General features: G+C 70.8%; 21 protein-coding genes. 12 read left to right on the forward strand and 9 right to left on the reverse strand.

Features of this window, described 5'->3' with window-relative positions; all coding sequences use genetic code 11:
- Nucleotides 1-41 precede the first annotated feature (41 nt).
- The 4 genes from OG842_RS14780 to OG842_RS14795 are packed head-to-tail and all read left to right on the forward strand — an operon-like array spanning nucleotide 42 to nucleotide 4,488.
- The gene (locus tag OG842_RS14780) at nucleotides 42-785 is read left to right on the forward strand and encodes an NUDIX hydrolase (protein ID WP_266730084.1); all 744 of its coding nucleotides are present in this window, start codon (nucleotides 42-44) and stop codon (nucleotides 783-785) included.
- Nucleotides 786-1,949, forward strand: coding sequence for a 5'-methylthioadenosine/S-adenosylhomocysteine nucleosidase family protein (locus OG842_RS14785; RefSeq protein ID WP_266730085.1), 1,164 nt, complete (start codon nucleotides 786-788; stop codon nucleotides 1,947-1,949).
- On the forward strand, nucleotides 1,946-3,928 hold the full coding sequence (locus OG842_RS14790; RefSeq protein ID WP_266730086.1) for a hypothetical protein: 1,983 nt from the start codon (nucleotides 1,946-1,948) through the stop codon (nucleotides 3,926-3,928). Before OG842_RS14785 ends, OG842_RS14790 begins: the two co-directional genes overlap by 4 nt.
- Nucleotides 3,929-3,954: 26 nt before the next feature.
- A complete protein-coding gene (locus tag OG842_RS14795) occupies nucleotides 3,955-4,488 on the forward strand; it encodes a hypothetical protein (protein WP_266730087.1) in 534 nt (177 codons plus the stop codon).
- A gap of 149 nt (nucleotides 4,489-4,637) precedes the next feature.
- Here the strand turns inward: OG842_RS14795 and OG842_RS14800 are convergent, their stop codons facing one another.
- The gene (locus tag OG842_RS14800; protein ID WP_266730089.1) at nucleotides 4,638-6,443 is read right to left on the reverse strand and encodes a flavin-containing monooxygenase; all 1,806 of its coding nucleotides are present in this window, start codon (nucleotides 6,441-6,443) and stop codon (nucleotides 4,638-4,640) included.
- 193 nt (nucleotides 6,444-6,636) lie between these two features.
- Here OG842_RS14800 and OG842_RS14805 point away from each other — a divergent pair, with 193 nt between their 5' ends.
- A complete protein-coding gene (locus tag OG842_RS14805) occupies nucleotides 6,637-7,653 on the forward strand; it encodes an SMP-30/gluconolactonase/LRE family protein (RefSeq protein WP_266730090.1) in 1,017 nt (338 codons plus the stop codon).
- Nucleotides 7,654-7,666: 13 nt separating this feature from the next.
- Here the strand turns inward: OG842_RS14805 and OG842_RS14810 are convergent, their stop codons facing one another.
- Both OG842_RS14810 and OG842_RS14815 read right to left on the reverse strand, forming a co-directional pair.
- Nucleotides 7,667-8,257 carry a TetR/AcrR family transcriptional regulator gene (locus OG842_RS14810; protein ID WP_266730091.1) on the reverse strand — a complete coding sequence of 197 codons (591 nt, stop codon included), beginning with the start codon at nucleotides 8,255-8,257 and terminating at the stop codon, nucleotides 7,667-7,669.
- Nucleotides 8,258-8,334: 77 nt separating this feature from the next.
- Nucleotides 8,335-8,718 carry a VOC family protein gene (locus OG842_RS14815; RefSeq protein WP_266730093.1) on the reverse strand — a complete coding sequence of 128 codons (384 nt, stop codon included), beginning with the start codon at nucleotides 8,716-8,718 and terminating at the stop codon, nucleotides 8,335-8,337.
- 160 nt (nucleotides 8,719-8,878) lie between these two features.
- On the opposite strand from OG842_RS14815, the gene OG842_RS14820 reads away from it, so the two are divergent.
- Nucleotides 8,879-12,163, forward strand: a complete 3,285-nt coding sequence (locus tag OG842_RS14820; RefSeq protein WP_266730095.1) for a tetratricopeptide repeat protein — start codon at nucleotides 8,879-8,881, stop codon at nucleotides 12,161-12,163.
- A 110-nt stretch (nucleotides 12,164-12,273) separates the two neighbouring features.
- On the opposite strand, the gene OG842_RS14825 is transcribed toward OG842_RS14820, so the two are convergent.
- Nucleotides 12,274-12,507: a hypothetical protein gene (locus tag OG842_RS14825; RefSeq protein WP_266730096.1), complete on the reverse strand. Its 234-nt coding sequence runs from the start codon at nucleotides 12,505-12,507 to the stop codon at nucleotides 12,274-12,276.
- Between the two features lies 1 nt (nucleotide 12,508).
- Nucleotides 12,509-13,390, reverse strand: coding sequence for a mycothiol conjugate amidase Mca (gene mca, locus OG842_RS14830; protein ID WP_266730098.1), 882 nt, complete (start codon nucleotides 13,388-13,390; stop codon nucleotides 12,509-12,511).
- A gap of 98 nt (nucleotides 13,391-13,488) precedes the next feature.
- On the opposite strand from mca, the gene OG842_RS14835 reads away from it, so the two are divergent.
- Both OG842_RS14835 and greA read left to right on the forward strand, forming a co-directional pair.
- The gene (locus OG842_RS14835) at nucleotides 13,489-13,905 is read left to right on the forward strand and encodes a DUF4307 domain-containing protein (protein ID WP_266730100.1); all 417 of its coding nucleotides are present in this window, start codon (nucleotides 13,489-13,491) and stop codon (nucleotides 13,903-13,905) included.
- A gap of 183 nt (nucleotides 13,906-14,088) precedes the next feature.
- Nucleotides 14,089-14,586, forward strand: a complete 498-nt coding sequence (greA, locus tag OG842_RS14840; protein ID WP_093550387.1) for a transcription elongation factor GreA — start codon at nucleotides 14,089-14,091, stop codon at nucleotides 14,584-14,586.
- Between the two features lie 67 nt (nucleotides 14,587-14,653).
- Here greA and OG842_RS14845 read toward each other — a convergent pair whose 3' ends face one another.
- From OG842_RS14845 to ilvA, 3 genes are all read right to left on the reverse strand, one after another.
- Nucleotides 14,654-15,508 (reverse strand): ABC transporter permease, encoded by an 855-nt coding sequence (locus OG842_RS14845; protein WP_266730103.1) that lies wholly within the window; start codon nucleotides 15,506-15,508, stop codon nucleotides 14,654-14,656.
- Entirely contained in the window at nucleotides 15,505-16,599 is a 1,095-nt protein-coding gene (locus OG842_RS14850) for an ATP-binding cassette domain-containing protein (protein WP_266730104.1), read from the reverse strand. Before OG842_RS14850 ends, OG842_RS14845 begins: the two co-directional genes overlap by 4 nt.
- Before the next feature lie 182 nt (nucleotides 16,600-16,781).
- Entirely contained in the window at nucleotides 16,782-18,011 is a 1,230-nt protein-coding gene (ilvA, locus tag OG842_RS14855; RefSeq protein ID WP_266730105.1) for a threonine ammonia-lyase, read from the reverse strand.
- Nucleotides 18,012-18,167: 156 nt separating this feature from the next.
- Here ilvA and OG842_RS14860 point away from each other — a divergent pair, with 156 nt between their 5' ends.
- The 4 genes from OG842_RS14860 (at nucleotide 18,168) to OG842_RS14875 (ending at nucleotide 19,774) form a co-directional block, all read left to right on the forward strand.
- Entirely contained in the window at nucleotides 18,168-18,698 is a 531-nt protein-coding gene (locus OG842_RS14860) for a MarR family winged helix-turn-helix transcriptional regulator (protein ID WP_266730107.1), read from the forward strand.
- 74 nt (nucleotides 18,699-18,772) lie between these two features.
- Complete coding sequence (locus OG842_RS14865) at nucleotides 18,773-19,264, forward strand: sigma factor-like helix-turn-helix DNA-binding protein (RefSeq protein ID WP_266733597.1); 492 nt, start codon at nucleotides 18,773-18,775, stop codon at nucleotides 19,262-19,264.
- Nucleotides 19,261-19,509 (forward strand): hypothetical protein, encoded by a 249-nt coding sequence (locus OG842_RS14870; RefSeq protein WP_266730109.1) that lies wholly within the window; start codon nucleotides 19,261-19,263, stop codon nucleotides 19,507-19,509. The genes OG842_RS14865 and OG842_RS14870 overlap by 4 nt, the downstream gene beginning before the upstream one ends.
- Before the next feature lie 73 nt (nucleotides 19,510-19,582).
- Complete coding sequence (locus OG842_RS14875; protein WP_266730111.1) at nucleotides 19,583-19,774, forward strand: DUF1059 domain-containing protein; 192 nt, start codon at nucleotides 19,583-19,585, stop codon at nucleotides 19,772-19,774.
- A gap of 84 nt (nucleotides 19,775-19,858) precedes the next feature.
- Here the strand turns inward: OG842_RS14875 and OG842_RS14880 are convergent, their stop codons facing one another.
- Nucleotides 19,859-21,004 (reverse strand): cystathionine gamma-synthase, encoded by a 1,146-nt coding sequence (locus OG842_RS14880; protein ID WP_266415071.1) that lies wholly within the window; start codon nucleotides 21,002-21,004, stop codon nucleotides 19,859-19,861.
- Nucleotides 21,005-21,042: the final 38 nt, after the last annotated feature.

Genomic DNA, 21,042 nt, shown 5'->3' on the forward strand with positions numbered 1-21,042 from the left:
CTTCTTGTGCAAGTGACAGTAACTGAAGTACCGTGCGGAACATGCAAGATGACGCATGGTCACCACCTTCTGTCCTACTGACGGTCGATCTCGTGATCCTGACGCTGCGGGAGAATCGTCTGCACGTCCTCCTGGTGGAGCGGGGCGAAGATCCCTTCCGGGGCATGCTCGCGCTGCCCGGAGGATTCCTGAACCACGATGGCGAGGAGATCCTGGACGCCGCCCACCGCGAACTGAGTGAGGAAACGGCCCTGACCTCCGGCTGGGTGCACCTCGAACAGCTGGCGGTGTACGGAAGCTCGGGCCGCGACCCGCGGGGCCGAGTCGTCTCCGTAGCTCACCTGGCGATCGCACCGGGGCTGCCCGACCCTGTCGCGGGGACGGATGCCACCGATGCCGCGTGGATTCCCGCAGAAGCCGTCCTGTCCGGCGAGGCTGCCCTCGCCTTCGACCACCGCCGAATCGCCGCGGACGGGATCGAACGCGCGCGCACCAAGATTGAATTCTCGGCGCTGGCCACCGCGTTCTGCGGGGAGAGCTTCACCATCGCAGAGCTTCAGCAGGTGTACGAGGCCGTCTGGGGCACCCCGCTCGACACCCGCAATTTCTATCGGAAGGTCCAAGCCGCGAAGGGATTCATCGTCCCCGCCGGCACGGACCGCAGGACCACCGGAGGACGGCCCGCACGGCTGTACCGGGCCGGTCCGAACACCGTGCTGTTCCCACCGCTGATCCGACCCGCGCCATCTGCGACGGAAGGGAACACGAGAGGGGAAGAGGAGTAGATGCCGAACGGCCCGGTGGTGATTCTCACCGCCCTCAATCTTGAATATCAGTCCGTGCGCCAGAGGCTGGCGGATCTTCAGGTGCATCGCCATGAGCGCGGTACCCGGTTCGAAGTGGGCACCGTGCGGGGCACATCGTGCCGTGTCGCGCTCGGCCTGACGAACAAGGGGAACCATTCCGCCGCGGTCATCGCAGAACGCGCCATCCAGGAGTTCTCGCCGGTGGCCGTGCTGTTCGTCGGAGTCGCCGGCGCCCTGTGGGACGCCACCAGGCTGGGTGACGTGGTGATGGCGTCACACGTGTACGCCTACCACGGCGGGACCAGCGAGGACGACGGGCTCAAAGCCCGTCCTCGGGCGTGGGAAGCGCCGCACGGCATCAGCCAGCTCGCCTCGCACCTGGCCCGTATGGACGACTGGGCGGACCCCACACCCAGTCACGAGGACGGACCGCAGGTGCGTTTCGGGGCGATCGCCGCCGGCGAGATCGTCCAGAACTCAAGGATCTCGGCCGAGGCGAAGTGGATCCGACAGCACTACAACGACGCGCTCGCCATCGAGATGGAGGCGGCCGGTGTGGCCCAGGCCGGCCATCTCAGCGGAGCGCCGGTGGCCATCGTCCGGGGGATCAGCGACCGGGCGGACGGCACGAAGAACAGTTCAGAGGACCGCAACTGGCAGCCGCGGGCCGCGGCGAACGCGGCGGCATTCGCCATCCGGTTGGCAGTGGAACTGGTGGGCGAGCAGGAAGAGGCCGCAATGCCCCAGGACGACAGGGCCCGCTCGGCCGACCGGTTCGACCGGCGCGTCAGCAACACCGTCCACAACAGCACCGTCGGCATCATGGCCGGCTCAGCCACGGGCAGCAGTGTCCACATGAGCGGGGCCTCGAAGGCATCCGGCCCGACGGACCTGATCACGGAACTGAACGGTTTCCGCGATCAGCTGGGGTGGCACCGCACCGAGGGTTTCCTCGACGAGGACAGCTACCGGGAAGCCCTGACCGATCTGGACTCCGCGCTCCGGTCGGCCGGGGAGCGCACCCCTGAATCGTCGAAGCGGACGGTCATGACGCTCAAGAGGCTGCGCGGACTGGTCGCGGAGTGCCCCGCGCTGGTGGCCACGTTGGCTCCCCTGGTCACTGCGGCCGGTGACCTGACATGAGCCACGACGACGGTGCCGCGTACAGCTCGGCCGCGTACAACTCCACCATCGGGATCCAGGCCGAGACCGTGCACGACTCCACGATCTACTTCGTCCACCCGGACGCCTCGCCGCAGGAGAAGTACCGGGTCGGCGTACAGCTCCTGGAGGACGGCGTCCCCAGCCGCGCCCGCGAAATGATCACTGATGCGATCGTCCACGGGCACGACGGCACGGAGGTTCGTTTCCACTGGGTGCTCGCCATGCTCAGCGCACGCACCCACCACGACCTGACCACCGAAGAGGTCGAGCGGCTGCGCTACGCCTCCCGGCTCGTGCGGAACTACGCCGAGGACGAGTGGAAGGAAGCCCTGCGCGTCACTTTCGACCTGTTGGCGGTACTCAGCACCACCGGCAGCGAGACCGGCCCAGTGCTGAAGCAGCTGCACGACCTGCCGCTCCGCCAGTACGACGCGATCCTCCGCCACCTCGACGTCATACTCACCGGAGGGCTGAAGGACGACCTGTGGGCGGAGACCCTCGGACAGGCCAGGGCGGAGCGCTTCGACAACGACCGGGCCCAGCGGGTCTGGGCCTACTTCGCACCCGCCCCCATAGGGGCGCGGGCCGTTCGGCCCCGCCCGAGCACCGCTGCCGCCGCCAGGGCGGCCCTCCCTGTCCGGGCGGTCCTGTTCGTCGTCAGCAGTGCGCTCCTCTGGGCCATGGCACTGGTCGCGAATCCGGCCCAGGCGATCGCCGAATTACCAGTGGCACTCGGCGCGGGCCTGACCGCGGCCCGCTTCGGCGGCCGGTGGTGGGGCCAGGAGCCCGGGCCGGGCCCCACGGCCGAGGCCCACGTCTCGCACCCGCGCGATCCCGCCTCCGCCGAGGACAAGTTCACCAAGCGCGTCATTCATTCGTTCGATCACTACTTCAGTGTTCGCAGGCCCCACGGGTTCACCTCGGACGCCTGGCTCGCCCACACGATTCAGATCCGCAGAAGCCTCGCCGCCGAGATCGCGGACCTCTACCGGGAGAGCCGGATCGGTGTGGAGCGGGTCGACTGGCTGATCCGGTACCTCGCCGAGGACGCCCGAAATCGCTACAACAACGGCACCTTGTTCGACCAGCGCCGCCAGGACCAGACTCCGGGCAGGACGAAGGCCCTGACCATGGCGGCCCTCGCTGTTCTCGGCGGGGCGGCTCTGGCCGCGTTCGGCACGGCGGTCTCCGGTGCCGCCCCACAGCGGGCTCTGTGGGCGTTCCTGGCCGTGCTCGGTGCGGCCTGGTCCGGGCACGAGACCGTTTTCCGATGGCTGGAGGTCCAGCGTGAAGAGCGCCGGCTGAATCGGGAGACTCAGGAGTACCTCGAACAGCTGACCGCACGGCAGATCGCCCATCAGCGCTGGCAGTCGTTGCTGGACGAGACGCGCCCCAGCGAACTGGAGATGGAGACCTGGCTCACCTGCGACAAGACTCTGTTCGTCGATGAGGCGCTCCGGCACCACCGGCTCACCTGGCGCGACCTGATCACCCACACCATCCTGGTGGCCCCGGGGCCTTCCTACAAACGTGGCCGGGTACGAGGCGGCCCATGGCGGTACTCGCACTATGTGTTCCGCCTGTTCCTTTTCACCCAGGACGGCATCCGCGAGATCAGCTCCGAGTTCAACTTCTCCGACGCAACGCGCAGGAACGAGCAGCGGAACAACTACCGGTTCGACGCGCTGACCTCCGTGCAGGTGACGGAGAACGCCGACGTCGGTTACGACCTGGAGCTCGTCCTCTCCAACGGACCGGCCAGGAAGATCCGCGTCAAGGACGCCGACGCCCATCAACTGGCGCCGACCGAGAATTCCCAGGAAATCTCCGAGATCAACCTCAGCTCGGCCGGCTCCGCCCACACCTTCCGCCTCCTGGAGGGGATAGCGGCGGACGGGAAGGGCTGGATCGAACGGCACGGCCCCGACAGCCTGGCGCCCTTCCAGATCGCCGGCTGAACCAGAGCTCGATCATAGGAGCGCCTGTGACCTCCACGGATGACGTCACCGAGAGCAAGATCCTTCTGGCCGAGTACGACTGTCTCAAGGAGGAACAGAAGAACCGCATAGGGTTCCGCGACAACCTGCTCTACTTCACGCTCGCCGCAGCCACTGCGGTCGTGGCAATCACCGCCCAGAGCGGACAGTCCCGACTGCTGCTCTCCGTCCCCGCGATCTGTCTGATCCTGGGCTGGACCTACCTGGTCAACGACGAGAAGATCTCGGCGATCGGCTGCTACGTCCGCGACCGGCTGGGACCGCGCCTGGGGGAACTCACCGCCACCCACGGCGCAGTGTTCGGCTGGGAGATCTACCACCGCAACGTTGCGGGCCGCACCGTGCGCAAGCGGCTGCAGACCGCGGTGGACCTGTTCACGTACCTGGTCCTGCCCATGGTCTGCACGACCGCGTTCTGGTGCTCTCCCGTCGTTCAGCCCCTGCTCCTGCTCGCTTCTCTCGGGCAGACGCTCGCCCTGGCCGTACTGGGCTGGCAGTTCCTGCGTCGTACGGAGCGGTAGCACCAAGCCTCGCCAGGCACGCGCACGACCCCTCCGGCCGCACGGTGCGAGTCGAACTCCGCTGTGCAGTCAGCAGGCGTGCCCTGCCGCTGGGCGCCCTCCGACCTGGATCGGCCCGGCCCGATCCGGCCCGATCCGGACGGAAGACCCTAGAGGCGCCCGGTCCTGGCGCGGAGGACTTCGCCCATTGACTCGTCGCGCCACCGCTCCAGGAGTTCGTGGAAGGCGACGGCTCCGTGCGGGTAGGCGGTCGGGCCGTTGGGCCGGCCTCTTCCCTCGCGGTTGTAGTAGCCGGGGGTGCACTCGGCGTGGAACGGCTCGTGGTCGGGGGCACCCTCGGCCAGGACGGCTGTCCAGGCGTCCTCGGTCTCGGGGGACGGTTCGATGAGGGCGCCCTCGGCTTCGGCGGCTGCGACGAGGGCGGCGGCGTGGAGGGCCTGCTCGTCCAGGATGTGGGTGAAGTTGACGCTGCTGGCGTTCTGGAGGGAGCCCATCTGGATCAGGTTCGGGAAGCCGTTGCTGGTGAAGCCGTGGAGCGTGCGCGGGCCCCGCTGCGCCCACCTGTCCAGTAGCCGGACGCCGCCCCGGCCGTGGACGGGGAGCTTGCCCGAGTGGATTCCGGAGGTCCCGACGTTGAATCCGGTGGCGAAGATCAGGCAGTCGAGTCCGTACGTGGTGGCGCCGACCGTGACGCCGTGTTCGGTGACGCGCTCGATGCCGTGGGTGTCGGCGGTGTCGACCAGGGTGACGTTGTCGCGGTTGAACGCCGGGTAGTAGAGGTCGGAGAAGGTGGGGCGTTTGCAGGCGTAGCGGTACCAGGGCTTGAGCTTCTGTGCCGTCTCCGGGTCGGTCACGGTCTGTTCGACTCGGGCGCGGAGCTCGTCCATCTTGGCGGCGTCGGCGGCCTCGTAGGCGGCTTCGAAAGCCCTTCGGTCGCCCTGGCGCCGAAAGCTCGGCTGGAGCTTCTCCAGCAGGCCCGCCGAAGCGGTCCACCGGTCCGCCACGAGATCCTCGTCGGCGTGCTCGCCGGAGACTATGCGGAGGTAGTTCGCGCGTCGTCGCCGGGCCCAGCCCTCGCGGTCGGCGCCGACGTCCTGGGCGGTGGTGCGGCGGTTGGCCCGTACGTCCACGGTGGAGGGGGTGCGCTGGAAGACGTAGAGGTGCGCGGCGTCCTCGGCCAGCATCGGGACGACCTGGACGCCGGTGGCGCCGGTGCCGACGATGCCCACCCGTTTGTCCGCGAGGCCGGTCATGCCGCCCTCCGGGGTGCCGCCGGTGTAGGAGTAGTCCCACCGCGAGGTGTGGAACGTGTGGCCCTTGAAGTCCTCGATCCCGGGAATCCCCGGAAGCTTCGGGTCGGTGAGGGTGCCGGTGGCATTGATGACGTACGTGGCGCGGAAGGTGTCACCGCGGTCCGTGGCCACGATCCACGTCTCAGCGGCCTCGTCCCAGGTCAGAGCGGTGACCGCGGTGGAGAAGAGCGCGTCCGCGTAGAGGCCGGACTGCCGTGCGATCCGCACCGCGTGGCGGCGGATCTCGTCGCCGGGGGCGTACTTCCACTCCGGTACGTAGCCGGTCTCGTCGAGCATCGGCAGGTACACGTGGGACTCGATGTCGCAGTGGACGCCCGGGTAGCGGTTCCAGTACCAGGTGCCCCCGAAGTCGCCGCCCTTCTCGACGATCCGGACGCGTTCCACGCCCTGGCGCCGCACATGTGCCCCGGCGAGGATGCCGCCGAATCCACCACCGATCACAGCAACGTCCACGGTGTCGTGGAGCGGCTCGCGCTCGCCCGTTTCCACCTTGTAGGGATCGGCGGCGTAGTAGCCGAACTCGGCGTCGGTGTCGTGGTATTGGCCGACGCCGTCGGGCCGGACGCGCCGCTCACGTTCGAGGCGGTAGCGCTGTCGCAGCTCGGCGAGCCCATGGGGAGATGGAACTTGATGGGTCGTCATACAGAGCCTCGATCCTTGGCGTTGGAACCGCCCCGGACGAGCGGCGGTCCGCTACCGTAACAAGTACCGGACAATGGTGTCCGGTTGGAGTCCGGCGGTACGGCGACATTCGGCCAGGTGGCCTTCGCGCCTCTGACGCGCCGCGTATCCCCGGACTGCGCACCCCCGCAGCGGACAGGAAGAGCGATCCCCCATGCAGCGACTTTCGGCCCGGTCCTTTGCCGTGCTCGCCACGATCGGCACCCTGGTCCTCACCGGATGCGGTACACGGAGCGGCGATCCCAGGACGCAGGAGGCGGCGACCGCGGGCAGGACCATCCGCGCGCAGAAGGTCATGCAACTGACCCCGGCGCACGCCGAGACCGGGATGACCTTGCTGGAGGGGCCCACGTTCGGCGAGGACGGCGGCCTGTTCGTCGTCGATGTCACCGCGCCCGGGGGCAAGCCCAAGGTCATGCGCGTCGACGTCGGGAAGAAGACGTCCCGTGCGGTCCACACCGACGGCCGCGGGGCCTACACCTCGGCGCAGTTCAGCCCGTACGACGGGCGGCTCTACCTCAGCGACTTCGCCCACGGCGAGGTCGTGAGCCTGGCCCCCGGCGGCGGCGATCCGCGGACCTTCTTCTCCGGCGAGGTCGACGGGGCGCGGATGAACCCCGACGACATCGCCTTCGACCAGAAGGGCAACCTGTACATCAGCGACTCACGCGGTCTGTCCGAGGGACAGGCGCACGGGCGTGTGGTGCGGATCGACCGCGAGGGAAAGAAGGCCACCGTGCTGGCCGAGGATCTGGCCGCACCGAACGGGATCTCGTTCGACGCCGACCACCGCGGTCTGTGGTTCAGCGAGCTCACCGAGAACCGGATCTCCTACCTGCGCCTCGACGACGAGGGCGAGGTGACGTCCCGGCACACTGCCATCCGCGTGGACGGCGGAATCGCGCAGACCGACTCGATCGCCGTGGACGCGGACGGCAACCTCTACCAGGGGCTGCACGGCCGGGCGGCAATGGCCGTGTACGACCGGCACGGTGAGCAGCTGGCGACGGTCGAGCTCCCCGCGCGGACCGAAGGTCTGGAGTCGGCGACGAACGTGGCCATCACGCCCGGCGGGACCAAGGCGTACATGACCGTCAGCGGCCCCGCCGGGGGATACCTGTACGCCTTCGACGCGCTCGCGGAAGGCATCCGGCAGTCCAACGGCGGCTGACGCCCGCCTCGGCTCAACCGCCGAAGGCCCGTACCGGCCCCACCTCGACGCCGAGCAGCCGCCAGGCGGCCAGCGCCCGGTGTTCCCGCTCCTCGCGGGTGGGGCCGGTCACGGCGGCCGAGACCATGGCGAACGCGAGCACGAGGTCGTTCGCGGCACTCAGCCGATGACCGCCGGGAAGCCGTGTCCGCAAGGCGCGCTCCACGCGTTCGGACAGGCCCAGGGCATGTGCGCGGATCTCGGAGCGACTGGCCGCCCGGTCGGCGTGCAGGAGACCGATGAAGGCCGCCGACTCGGTCAGATGCCAGGTCAGCACACCGAGAACACCGGCGAAGGTCGCGCTCTCGGCCTCGGCCGCCCGCTCGATCTGCCGCACATTCTCTTCCAGAACAGCGGCCACCGCGGCGGTCCGGTCCGGGAAGTGCCGGTAGAGAACGCCCTGCCCGACCCCGGCCCTGCGCGCGATCGCGGACAGCGGCGCCTCCAGACCGTGCTCCGCGAAGATCTCCCGGGCGGCGGTGACCAGAGCGGCCCGGTTACGGGCGGCCGCCTTCGGCCCGTCGTTCGCGGGACGCCTCCCGTCCTGCCCGGTGTGCTCCGTCACCCCGGAAGCGTACCGGCCGGGCAGACGCGGCTTCCCCGTCCGCGGGCCGGGACGGCGGGCAGGCGCACGTACGCGCGTCAGGGACTCGTCGCGGCCCGGTCGGACTCGCTGCGCAGGACGCAGAACTCGTTGCCTTCGGGGTCGGCGAGGACCGCCCAGCCGGAGCCGTCGGGATTGCGGTGATCGCTGACGAAGCCGGCGCCGAGGCCCAGCAGCCGTTCCACCTCCTGCTCGCGCGAGGTCTCGGGGCGCAGGCACAGGTGGATCCGGTTCTTGATCTGCTTGGGCTCGGGCACCTGGTTGAAGTACAGCACCGGGCCCTGCTCCAGCATCACCTGAGTCTCCCGGTCCCCCGGGCCGGCCTCCGGATGCAGCGGACGGCCGGTCGCCCCGCTCCAGAACCGGGCCAGCCCATAGGCATCCGCACAGTCGATCGCCACGTTCTGCACTACCGAAACCATGCGCGCGAGCCTTCCGCATTTCCGCCTCGGACGCCACCTGGCCGGCCGGCGCCACGCAGTGCCGGGCGTCACTCCCTCGCGCCGACGCGCCGCAAGCAGGAGACTGGGCGGCGATCCCGGCCGAGGCAGGGCCGACCGTCGTATCCGGAGGGGGACACACATGCGGGACAGCCATCGGGCCGAAGCCGAAGGGCTGTTGGTGCGCGCCGTGGAGGAAGAGGTACGGCGCTCGGGCGGCCGGGCGGACGCCGCCACGCTGACGGCGCGCGGGCGAGCGGCGCTGGATTCGCTGGCGGCCGCGGCGGACGACGAGTACGCCGCGTACCTCCAGGCGCTGGACGCCGCGGAGGCCGGGGCGCGGCCGCTGTCGCAGCGGTTCAGCCGGGCCACGCTGGGAACTCCCCTGCTGGTGACCGGAGTCGCCGCGATCGCCGCCGTCGGCGCGGATGTCGCGTTCGGTACGGCGGCGGGGCCGGCCCTCGGCGCGGGCGCCGTCGTCGCGGTCGCGGGGGCCACCGCCACCGTCGCCAAGGTCACCGCCTCGCACTGGCCCGCAGCCCACCGGCGGGCCGGGGCGCTCGGACAGCCCGGCGGTGCCGAACAGTTGCGGCTGCAGTGGCTGGCCGCGCTGGAGGTACGGGGCATCCGCCCCTTCATCGACCAGCAGCGGATGCTCACCGCCTCGTCCCGCACCCCGGCGAAGAAGGTCCCCCCGCAGTCGCGGACCGCTCCGTCGCCGCGCCGCACGGACCGCAGCGCGGCGGCCCGTACCCGCGCGGTCCTGGAGCAGTCGTTCGGCCATCTGCCCGATTCCGACGGGCCGTTCGCGGGGCGGCGGACCGAATTGGCGCAGATCGCGCAGTGGGTGCGGGAGGCCCGCGCGTCGACGGAGACCAAGCCGACCGTCGTCGTCCTGCACGGCACGCCCGGCTCGGGGCGCACCACGCTCGCGGTGCGGGCCGCGCACAGCCTGAAGGACCTGTTCCGCGGCGCCTGCGTGGTCGATCTGCGCGGCGACGTGGCCGGTGAGGCGCCGCTGCCGACCCGCGACGCGCTGCTGCACCTGCTGAACCGGCTGGGCGCGCCCCGTGATCAGCTGCTGTTCCGGGACGGGGCGGCGCCCGGCGGCGGGGCGGACCCGTCGGCCCGGGGCCGGGCGTCGGCCGAGCAGCAGGTGCGGCGGCTGAGCGAGCTGTACCACCAGCATCTGACCGGCACCCCCGTGACGGTCGTCCTCGACGACGCGGGCGACGCGGCGCAGGTGCGCACCCTGATCCCCGAGCGTTCCGACAGCCTCGTCCTGGTCACCGCCCGCGAGCCCCTCCGGCTGCCGGACGACGTCCCGGCCCGGGTCCATCAGCTGCCGGTCGGCGCACTCGACGCGGCCGGTGCGGAGGAGCTGCTGCGCGAGGCGGCCGAGACCCGGGAGGAGGGGCCGTACGACTCCCGGGCGACGGACACCGTCGCCGAGCTGTGCGGCGGGCTGCCGCTCGCCCTGCGCATCGCGGGCTCCTCGCTCGGGACCCGCACCCGCGACGACCTCGCCGCCTCTCTCGCCGGGTACGGTCCGGTCACCCCGGTCGAGCGGGCGCTGTGGCTGCGCTACACCGACCAGTCCGAGCAGGCACGGCGGCTGCTGCGCCGGCTCGCGCTGGCCGGGCGGGCGAGCCTGGGGGCGGCCGCGGCGGCGGCCCTGCTGTCCGCCGACGAGCAGGAGGCCGAGCGGCTGCTGAAGGCGCTGGCCGGGGCCGGGCTGCTGACCCATGTCCGGGGCTCGCGCTACCGGCTGCACGACCTCGTACGGGGCTTCGCACTGGACCGGCTGCGGGACGAGGAGGAGGAGGCGGACCGTACCGCCGCGCAGGAGCGGCTGATCCGCAACTACGCGGACCTGGCCGGTGCGGTGATCCGGATGGTGGACGGCAAGATGTCCACCCGGGCCGGTCAGTTCGGCTCGCACGGCTTCGGTTCGCTGGACTCGGCGCTGCGCTGGCTGGACGACGAGTCGAGCTTCATCACCTCCGCGCTGCGGCACGCCGAGGGCGTCGACCAGGCCGCCGTGCTGGACCTGCTGGGCGCGCTGTGCGACTACTGCCTGCTGCGCGGCGACCTCTACCGGCTGGGCGAGATCAGCGAGTTGACGCAGGCGGTGGACAAGGGGCTGCTGGAGCGGTCCGTGCAGTGGCGCACCGGCATCGCGGCCCGGCAACTCGGCGAGCTGGACAAGGCCCGCACCACCCTGTCGTCGGTGGTCGGCCTCTACCGCGAGGCGCAGAACGAGGCGGGTACCGCGCTGGCGCTCTGCTCGCTCGGCATCACCCTGCACCACCAGGGCAATCTGACCGAGGCGTCGGCGCGGCTGCGCGAGGCGATCGAGCTGCAGTCCTCCGAGGAGCAGGCGGAGGACCGGGCCTGGTCGATGCACGCCCTGGCGGCCGTCGAACGCGACCGGGCCCGGCTCGCGGAGGCGCTGTCCCTGCTGGACACGGCGCTGACCCTGCACCGGGAGGGCGAGTCGCTGCACGGCGAGGCGTGGACGCGGTTCCAGCTCGGCCAGACCCTGCTGCGGATGGGCGACGTGGAGCGGGCCGAGGAGGCGCTGCGCACGGCCCTGGACCTGTACGGCAGTACCCGTGACGAGCGGGGCGAGGCGTGGGCGCTGACCCAGCTGGCCCGTGCCCGGCTCCTGGACGGCGACCCTGCCCCGGCGGTGGAGCAGCTGAACCGGGCGCTGGAGCGGCACCGGGACAACGAGGACGCGCGCGGCGAGGCGTGGACGCTGTTCTACCTGGGCCAGGCCCTGGAGGAGAACGGCGACACGGACCGGGCGGTGCGGCAGCTGGAGCGGGCCCGCACGATGTTCTCCCGGATGCGGGACGTGTACGGGCTGGCGTGCGCCCGCCACCACTCGGGCCGGGTCACCCGTGACCAGCGGGCGGCCCAGACCGGGAACCTGCGCAACTCCGGCTTCGCCCGCCAGCTCCTGATGGACGCCCGCGCCGACTTCCGGCGCATCGGGGTCGCCCATGGCGAGGCGTGGACGTGCCTGGAGCTGGCGCTGATCGACGCGGGCAACAACCGTTCCCCGCAGGCGCTGGAGCTGTGCGGCGAGGCGGTGGAGCTGTTCGACTCGTACGGCGACGCGCGGGGCGCGGACTGGGCCCGCTTCCTGCGCTGCACGCTGCTGCCCTACGCGTCACCGGGCGGCAGCGAGGTGGGCACGGCGGTGGCCCAGGAGGAGCTGGCCGAGCTGGTGCGGGCCGGCCACCCGGCGCGCGACGGCAAGCTGGAGGACTGCGCGGCGGCGTTCACGGTGGTGCTGAACCGCGGCGTGGACCTGGAGGACGGGTGGCAGGCGTGGCGCCTGGGCATGACGCCGACACGCCATGCCCGGGAGGTCATGGGCGTACCGGTGCCGGCCGCGTACGGCCCGTCCGGCGGCTGAGGGCAGCCGCGGGCCGAGGACAGCCCTGAATCCGGCCGGTCACCGACCGGCCGGATTCGTGCCCGGGGCGGCTCCGGAACTCCGGAACCGCCCCCGCCTGCCGCTTCCGGCTACTTCCGCTTCGCGGAACCGGCCGCCACGGGGGCGTCGGCCTCGGCGTCCGGATCCGGGGCCTCCTCGAAGTCGACCTTGCCCATGTGCCGGTTCATGGACTTCATCAGCAGCCACACGCCCACGGCGAGCGCCGCGAAGACGATGAAGCCGAGAACGCCTGGGGTCACCTTGTTCTTGTCGAGCTCTTCAGCAAGCGGAACGAGGTCGGTCAGTGCCTGGGTCGCGTACATATCAGGCATTGTCGCGGATGCCCGCGAAGAGGTCGCTCTCGGGGAGGGATGTATCGACGAGAGACTTCGCCAGCTCGTACTCCTCGGTGGGCCAGACCTCCTTCTGGATGTCCATCGGGACGCGGAACCAGCCGCCGTCCGGATCGATCTGCGTGGCGTGCGCGATCAGCGCCTTGTCACGGATCTCGAAGAAGTCCGCGCACGGAACGTGCGTGGTCAGCGTGCGCTCGTCGCGCTCGAACTCCTTCCAGCGCTTCAGCCAGTCGCCGTACGGCGACTCCAGGCCACGGGCCAGCAGCGCCTCGTGCAGCGCCACCGTGCGCGGCCGGTTGAAGCCCTGGTTGTAGTAGAGCTTCTGCGGCTGCCAGGCCGGGCCGAACTCCGACTCGGGGAACTTCTCGGCGTCCGCCGCACCGTCGAAGGCGATCATCGTGATCTTGTGGGTCATGATGTGGTCGGGGTGCGGGTATCCGCCGTTCTCGTCGTACGTCGTGATGACCTGCGGCCGGAACGCACGGATGCTGCGGACGAGCCGCGCGGCGGCCTTCTCCTCGTCCTCCAGCGCGAAGCAGCCCTCGGGCAGCGGGGGCAGCGGGTCGCCCTCGGGCAGACCCGAGTCGACGAATCCCAGCCACTCCTGGTCGACGCCCAGGATCTCCCGGGCCTCGTCCATCTCCTTCCTGCGCACCTCGTGGATGTTCTCCTCGATGTACGCGTCCCCCTGGAGCTTCGGGTTGAGGATGGAGCCGCGCTCGCCTCCCGTGCAGGTCACCACCAGCACGTCCACCCCCTCGGAAACATACTTGGCCATGGTGGCCGCGCCCTTGCTCGACTCGTCGTCGGGGTGGGCGTGGACGGCCATCAGTCGCAGCTGCTCGGTCAAGACTCGATCCTCAGTGATTCGGCATGTAGGCAGGCTTCTATAGTGACCGAAACCGGGGGGTGGAAAATTCCTCGATCCCCGGCACAGGAGGAACGATCATGACGGCGGTGCGCGAAGCGCTTCCGGAGAACCGCTACGGCCGCTCCGCGGACCAGCTCGCGGACCGCAAGCTCAAGATCATCGGCTCGGTGCTGGGCGTCGTGCTTCTCGCTGTGGTCGGCTGGATCGGCTACGACTACATCACCGGCCAGGGCATCAGCGCCGAGGTGATCAAGCGCCAGGTCGTCTCGGACCAGCGCGTCGACGTCCACCTCGAAGTGCGCAAGGACAAGGACGCCAAGGGCTACTGCACCCTGCGCGCTCAGCACGAGGACGGCAGCGACGTGGCCCGCAAGGACTTCCGCTTCGACGAGCGCACCGACCGGATCGACCGGATCGTTTCGCTGCGTACGACGGCCAGGGCCACCAGCGTCGAGCTGCTGGGCTGCACCACCGACGGCGGGGCCTCCCATTGACCGGCGCACGCCGGTCCTGAACCGCCGCGTCCGGGCCTGACCTGCGTCTACGCGGTCCCGACGTTTTACCTTCTCCCCCTTTTCCTGCGGAATTGTTAGGCTCGTGGTTTCGCCCACCCGTGAAGGCACATGCTTACGGGTAGGGCGATGCTTTGTATTCCCAGTACCGACGAGGAGCACCCTGTGACCCAGACCAGCGAAAACGTCACCTGGCTCACGCAGGAGGCGTACAACCAGCTCAAGGCCGAGCTGGAGTACCTGTCTGGTCCCGCGCGCACGGAAATCGCCGTAAAGATCGCGGCGGCCCGTGAGGAGGGCGACCTGCGCGAGAACGGCGGGTATCACGCCGCCAAGGAGGAGCAGGGCAAGATGGAGCTCCGGGTGCGCCAGCTGACCCAGCTCCTGGAGCACGCGAAGGTCGGCGAGGCACCTGCCGACGACGGCGTGGTCGAGCCCGGCATGGTCGTGACGATCGCCTTCGACGGCGACCCGGACGACACGATGACCTTCCTGCTCGCCTCCCGCGAGTACGCGAGCTCGGACATCGAGACGTACTCCCCGCAGTCGCCGCTCGGCACCGGCGTGAACGGCAAGCGGATGGGCGACGACGCCGAGTACGAGCTGCCGAACGGCAAGACGGCCACCGTGAAGATCCTCGCGGCGAAGCCGTACACCGGCTGATCCCGTACACCGATGCCAGGAGCCCCCGGCCCGTCGGGCCGGGGGCTCCTGGCGTGTGCGGCTGTGCTCAGACCGCCACCTGCCGGTACTTGCGCACCGCCAGGGTGCGGAAGACCACCAGGATCAGCAGGGACCAGATCAGCGACGCCCAGACCGGGTGCACCATCGGCCAGGCGTCCGACGGCGACACGCCCGGGTTGCCGAAGAGCACCCGGCACGCCTGGACGGTGGCGCTGAACGGATTCCATTCGGCGATCGGCTGGAGCCAGCTCGCCATGTTCTCGGTGGGCACGAAGGCGTTCGAGATGAACGTGACCGGGAAGAGCCAGATCAGCCCGCCGGAGGTGGCCGCCTCGGGGGTGCGGACCGAGAGGCCGATCAGCGCCCCGATCCAGGAGAAGGCGTACCCCAGCAGGAGCAGCAGCGCGAAGCCGCCGAGCACCTTGCCGATGTTCTCGTGGGTGCGCCAGCCGACCAGCAGCGCGACGACGGCGAGGACCAGCAGGGTCAGCGTCGTCTGGACGAGGTCGGCGAGCGTACGGCCGGTGAGGACCGCGCCGCGCGCCATGGGCAGCGAGCGGAACCGGTCGATGAGGCCCTTGTGCATGTCGTCGGCGATGCCCGCACCGGCCCCGGCGGTGGCGAAGGTCACGGTCTGCGCGAAGATGCCGGCCATCAGGAAGTTCCGGTACTCGACGGGGCTGGTGGAGCCGCCGATCATCATCGAGCCGCCGAAGACGTAGCTGAACAGCACGACGAACATGATCGGCTGGATGAGCCCGAAGATGATCATCTCGGGTATCCGGGCCATCCGGATGAGGTTGCGGCGGGCGATGACGAGCGAGTCGCGCATCGACTGCCCGATCCCGCCGCCCGCCCTGGGTGCGGCGGAGGTCAAGGGCGTTCCGGTTGTCGCGCTCACTTGACCGCCTCCGTTCCCGCCAGGGAGCCGCCGGGCCGGCCGGCGGCGGCCCCGGCCCCGGTCCCGGTCCCGGTCGTGTCGCCGGTCCCGTCGCCGTTTCCGTCGCCGGTCCCGTCGCCGTTTCCGTCGCCGGTCCCGTCCCCGTTCTGCGTACCCGCCGTGTGGCCGGTCAGCGAGAGGAAGACGTCGTCGAGGGTGGGGCGGCGCAGCCCGATGTCGTCGATCTCCACGCCACGGGCGTCGAGGTCGCGGATGACCTCGGCCAGCAGCTTGGCCCCGCCGAGGACCGGGACGGTCAGCTTGCGCATGTGCTCGGCGACGGCGACCTCGCCCTTGCCGAGGTGGGCGAGGACGGCGCGGGCCGGCTCGATCTGGTCGCGCTGGTGGACCACCACCTCGACGCGCTCGCCGCCGGTGCGGGCCTTGAGCTCGTCGGAGGTGCCCCGGGCGATGACCAGGCCGTGGTCGATCACGCAGATCTCGTGGGCGAGACGGTCGGCCTCCTCCAGGTACTGCGTGGTGAGCAGCAGCGTGGTGCCACCCGCGACAAGTTCCTCGATGACCTCCCAGAGCTGCTGCCGGTTGCGCGGGTCGAGGCCGGTGGTCGGCTCGTCCATGAACATGACCGGCGGGGAGACGACGAGCGCCGCGGCCAGGTCGAGGCGGCGCCGCATGCCCCCGGAGTACGTCTTGGCCGTGCGGTCGGCGGCGTCGGCGAGGTTGAACCGCTCCAGCAGCTCCCCCGCCCTGGCCTTCGCGTCCCGTGCGGTCATCTGGTAGAGCCGGCCGACCATCTGGAGGTTCTCACGGCCGGTCAGATACTCGTCGACCGCGGCGAACTGGCCGGAGAGGCCGATCGATCTGCGTACCTCGTTGGGTTTCTTCAGCACGTCGATGCCCGCGACGACGGCCCTGCCGCTGTCGGGCCTGAGCAGTGTGGTGAGGACGCGCACGGCGGTCGTCTTGCCTGCGCCGTTGGGGCCGAGAAGTCCGAGGACGGTGCCTTCCGGCACATCGAGATCGACACCGCCGAGTGCTCGTACATCGCCGAAGGTCTTCACCAGGCCTTCGGCATGGATGGCGCCTGGCATACGGGATTCCCCCAGTGCGTTCGGGTGACTTCCTCAACAGATCCTAGGTTTGACGGTCTTTCCGCGCCCGGTGAACGCATGGAGGCAGGCATGCCCGCGACAATCCGGCGCCGACAGCAAACGTAACGCGATACATCGCGACTGACAAGGGTTCGGTACGGCGCAGGTGCGGGCCGGCCCTCTCAGTCCATCACCAGATAGCCCGCGTCCCGCAGCGCCGCCGAGACCTCCGCGCAGTGCTCCGGACCCTTCGTCTCCAGCTGGAGCTCCACCTCGACCTCGGTGAGCCCGAGCCGGGGATCGGTCCGCACATGACCGATGTCGAGCACATTGGCGTCGACCACCGAGAGCACGCCCAGCAGCGTGGCCAGCGCGCCGGGGCGGTCGGTCAGCCGCAGCCGCAGGCTCAGGTACCGCCCGGCCGCCACCATGCCGTGGGTCAGGATGCGCTGCATCAGCAGCGGGTCCACGTTGCCGCCCGAAAGGAGCGCGACCACCGGCCCGTGGAACGACTTCGGATCGCTCAGCAGCGCCGCGACCGGGCTCGCCCCGGCCGGCTCCACCACCAGCTTCGCCCGCTCCAGGCAGAGCAGCAGCGCACTGGACAGCTCGTCCTCGGAGACCGTACGGACCTCGTCGACCAACTCCCTGACCAGCTCGAACGGCACATCGCCGGGGCGCCCCACCTTGATGCCGTCCGCCATCGTGGTCGGCGAATCGATCGACACCGGATGGCCCGCGGCCAGCGAGGGCGGGTAGCAGGCCGCGCCCGCCGCCTGCACCCCGACGATCCGCACATCGGGCCGGACCGCCTTGACCGCCACCGCGATGCCCGCCGCGAGCCCGCCGCCGCCGATCCCCACGACGATGGTCCGCACCTCGGGGCACTGTTCGAGGATCTCCAGGCCCACCGTGCCCTGCCCGGCGATGATGTCCGGGTGGTCGAAGGGATGGATGAAGACCGCACCGGTCTCCTGCGCGTACTCCTGCGCGGCGGCCAGCGTCTCGTCGACGACATGGCCGTGCAGCCGGACCTCGGCCCCGTACTGGCGGGTGGCGGCCACCTTCGGCAGCGGCGCCCCGACCGGCATGAAGACCGTCGACCGTACGCCGAGCAGCGCAGACGCGAGTGCGACACCCTGCGCATGGTTTCCGGCGCTCGCGGCGACGACCCCGGCCGCCCGCTCCACCGGCGACAGCCCCGCGATGCGTACGTACGCACCACGCAGTTTGAACGAGCCGGTCCGCTGCAGGTTCTCGCACTTGAGGTGGACCGGCGCGCCCACCAGGCCGGTCAGGTGGCGGCTGCCTTCCATGGCGGTCATCCTGGCCACGCCGGAGAGCATCTTCTGCGCCCCGCGGACGTCGTCGAGGATCAGCGGGGGAAAGTGGCCGGTCGCGCGGAAGTTCATACGGTAAGTCTTGCAGCTCGGCAGGGCACCGGCCGCCGCGTCCCGTCCCCTCCTGGGCCGTTGTCCACGGGTTTGCGCAGCGCTGGTACGCGTTGCCCCGTGGCCGCGTACTCTGTCCCCCACCCATCCGACACCGCACGAAGAGAGCCCCCGGCCATGCCCCCTCAGGACATGACGACAGCTGCGTCTCCTTCCGGGGGCGCCGCCCCCGAACCCACGGGTTCCGACCACGTCCTCGACGCTCTGCAGCACCAGGTCGCGGTATTCGCCCGCCGTGCCGAGCAGACCCGCCTCGGCGGTGTCGGCCAGGTACGCAATTCCATGGACCGGGCCGCCTATCTCCTGCTCAACCGGCTGGACCGGGAAGGGCCGATGGGCGTCAAGGCGCTCGCCGCGGGCATGGGGATCGACTCCTCGACCGTGACCCGGCAGGTCGCCCCGCTCGTCGACACCGGACTGGTCAAGCGCACCTCGCACCCCGAGGACGGCCGCGCCGTCGTGCTCCAGCTGTCGCCGCGCGGCCAGGCCCGGCTGGACGAGGTCCGCGGCTCCCGCCGCGAGCTCATGACGCAGGTGACGGACGGCTGGACGGCCGAGGAGCGCGAGACGTTCTGCGCACTGCTCACCCGGTTCAACGCGTCGCTGGCCGCCCGCCAGACCTCGCACCAGGCGCCTCCGGCCGGCTGAGGGCGCTCCGGCCCCGGGCCGACCTGCTGCACGCCTCTTGACCAGGAGCCCGCGAAGGGGCTCGGATGTGGACTGTGCGAGAGCGCCAGACGGGCCGGGAGCGGCGCCGCGCCCAGGAGTTCGAGACCTTCGTCGCGGGCGCGGCCGGCCGCCTGCTGCACACCGCCACGCTGCTCACGGCCGAGCCCATGCGGCCGCCGGGAGCCAATCCCCGGGCCCAGCGGCTGCTGACGGCCGCGCTGGCGTGCACGTACGCGCAGTGGGACCGGCTGCGCGGCGAGGACCCGTACGACCGCACCCGGCGCGAGCTCGCCGTCCGGTTCGCCGAAGAGGTCTGGCACCATCACCGGCCGCGCGGCGGTCTGCTGGACCCGCTGACACCGCAGGAGCGCCTCGTCCTCGTACTGCGGCTGTACGAGGGGGTCGCGGAGGAGCAGACCGCGGCGCTGCTCGGCCTTCCGGTGGACCGGGTACGGGCGCTCTGCAACCGCTCGGTGGCCACGATGCGCGGCACCCGCCGTCCCACGGCGCGGCGCCCGGCGGGCCCGCTGGGGGTCGCGCGGTGAGCCGCAGCGGCGACCGGGAGGACGAGGTCCGGCGCATGCTGGACGGCCCGCATCCGCAGGTGCCCGCCGATCTGGCGCGGCGGGCGTCGCAGCGCGGCGGCCGGATGCTGCGCCGACGGCTGTTCGTCCGCCGGCTGATGCTGGTGCTGGCGTGCGCCGCGGTGGTGGCCTTCACGGTCTGGGCGATGGCGGTACACCCCTGGCAGGTACCACCGGCCGAGACGACGCCCCTGGAGGGCTGGTAGGCGGTCCTGGCTGCCGAACTATCCTGGAATGCGGGGGATCGCGGTCCTGCGCGATGGTCCCCGGGAGGCTGCCATGACCAGGAAGATCGCCGACTGCCGCAAGCATCCGAGTGTGTCGCACTGCTCGCTCACCATCTCCGGTGAGGAGGAGGAAGTCGTACGGGCCGCGACGGAACACGCGGTCTCCGTCCACGAACACACCGACAGCCCGGAACTGCGCGAACAGATCCGGGCGATGCTGGAGGACGAGCAGGTCAACGCCTGACGAGGCCCCGGACGGCCGGGCGGACTCGAAGCGTTCGAGCCCGCCCGGATCTTCCGACCGACCGGATCCCCCGGCCGGCCGGCTCTAGCCGAGCGCCTGCGTGAGGTCGGCCAGCAGGTCGTCGGCGTTCTCGATGCCGACGGAGACGCGGACGAGGTCGGCCGGCACCTCCAGCGGGGAGCCCGCCGCCGAGGCGTGCGTCATGCGGCCCGGGTGCTCCACGAGCGACTCGACGCCGCCCAGCGACTCACCGAGGGTGAACAGCTTCGCCCGGTTGCAGACCTGGACCGCCGCCTCCTCGCCGCCCTCGACGCGGAAGGACACCATGCCGCCGAACGCCTTCATCTGCTTGGCGGCGATCTCGTGGCCGGGGTGCTCGGGCAGCCCCGGGTAGAGGACCTGGGTCACCTTGGGGTGCCGGGTGAGCAGGTCGGTGACCTTGGTGGCGTTCTCGCAGTGCCGGTCCATGCGGACCGCGAGGGTCTTGATGCCGCGCAGCACCAGCCAGGCGTCGAACGGTCCGGCGACCGCGCCCATCGCGTTCTGGTGGTACGCCAACTCCTCGGCGAGCTCCGGGTCGTTGACGATCAGCGCGCCGCCGACGACGTCGGAGTGGCCGCCCATGTACTTCGTGGTGGAGTGCACCACCACATCGGCGCCCAGGGCCAGGGGCTGCTGGAGGTAGGGGCTGGCGAAGGTGTTGTCGACGACCAGGCGCGCGCCCGCGGCACGGGCCACACCGGCGATCGCGGCGATGTCGGTGATGCCGAGCAGCGGGTTGGACGGGGTCTCCACCCAGATCGCCTTGGTGCGCGGGGTGATCGCCGCCCGCACCGCCGCCACGTCCGAGGTGTCGGCGACGGAGAACTCGACGCCCCACCGCGAGACGACCTTCGCGAACAGCCGGAACGTGCCGCCGTAGGCGTCGTTCGGGATGACCACGTGGTCGCCGGGGGTCAGCAGCGTACGGAGCAGGCAGTCCTCGGCGGCGAGGCCGGAGGCGAAGGCGAGCCCGCGGCGGCCGCCCTCCAGGGCCGCGAGGTTCTCCTCCAGGGCGGTACGGGTCGGGTTGGCGCTGCGGCTGTACTCGTAGCCGCCGCGGAGTCCGCCCACGCCGTCCTGCTTGTACGTGGACACCTGGTAGATGGGCGGAACTACGGCGCCGGTGAGGGGATCGGCGGTGTTTCCCGCGTGGATCGCGAGGGTCTCGAAGCTGTGCTGGTCGCTCATGGGGCCCGAGCGTAGTTCGTCACGAGGGCGCCCACCGG

Source organism: Streptomyces sp. NBC_00376 (assembly GCF_036077095.1).
Taxonomy (GTDB): domain Bacteria; phylum Actinomycetota; class Actinomycetes; order Streptomycetales; family Streptomycetaceae; genus Streptomyces.

What these genes read in the sequence shown, in the direction of transcription:
- OG842_RS14800 (WP_266730089.1), bottom strand. Translation starts at nt 6,443, where the DNA reads ATGACGACCCATCAAGTTCCATCTCCCCATGGGCTCGCCGAGCTGCGA.
- OG842_RS14880 (WP_266415071.1), bottom strand. Translation starts at nt 21,004, where the DNA reads ATGAGCGACCAGCACAGCTTCGAGACCCTCGCGATCCACGCGGGAAAC.
- OG842_RS14815 (WP_266730093.1), bottom strand. Translation starts at nt 8,718, where the DNA reads ATGGTTTCGGTAGTGCAGAACGTGGCGATCGACTGTGCGGATGCCTAT.
- OG842_RS14835 (WP_266730100.1), top strand. Translation starts at nt 13,489, where the DNA reads ATGACGGCGGTGCGCGAAGCGCTTCCGGAGAACCGCTACGGCCGCTCC.
- OG842_RS14805 (WP_266730090.1), top strand. Translation starts at nt 6,637, where the DNA reads ATGCAGCGACTTTCGGCCCGGTCCTTTGCCGTGCTCGCCACGATCGGC.
- ilvA (WP_266730105.1), bottom strand. Translation starts at nt 18,011, where the DNA reads ATGAACTTCCGCGCGACCGGCCACTTTCCCCCGCTGATCCTCGACGAC.
- OG842_RS14875 (WP_266730111.1), top strand. Translation starts at nt 19,583, where the DNA reads ATGACCAGGAAGATCGCCGACTGCCGCAAGCATCCGAGTGTGTCGCAC.
- OG842_RS14850 (WP_266730104.1), bottom strand. Translation starts at nt 16,599, where the DNA reads ATGCCAGGCGCCATCCATGCCGAAGGCCTGGTGAAGACCTTCGGCGAT.
- OG842_RS14825 (WP_266730096.1), bottom strand. Translation starts at nt 12,507, where the DNA reads ATGTACGCGACCCAGGCACTGACCGACCTCGTTCCGCTTGCTGAAGAG.
- OG842_RS14860 (WP_266730107.1), top strand. Translation starts at nt 18,168, where the DNA reads ATGCCCCCTCAGGACATGACGACAGCTGCGTCTCCTTCCGGGGGCGCC.
- OG842_RS14785 (WP_266730085.1), top strand. Translation starts at nt 786, where the DNA reads ATGCCGAACGGCCCGGTGGTGATTCTCACCGCCCTCAATCTTGAATAT.
- OG842_RS14780 (WP_266730084.1), top strand. Translation starts at nt 42, where the DNA reads ATGCAAGATGACGCATGGTCACCACCTTCTGTCCTACTGACGGTCGAT.
- OG842_RS14820 (WP_266730095.1), top strand. Translation starts at nt 8,879, where the DNA reads ATGCGGGACAGCCATCGGGCCGAAGCCGAAGGGCTGTTGGTGCGCGCC.
- OG842_RS14790 (WP_266730086.1), top strand. Translation starts at nt 1,946, where the DNA reads ATGAGCCACGACGACGGTGCCGCGTACAGCTCGGCCGCGTACAACTCC.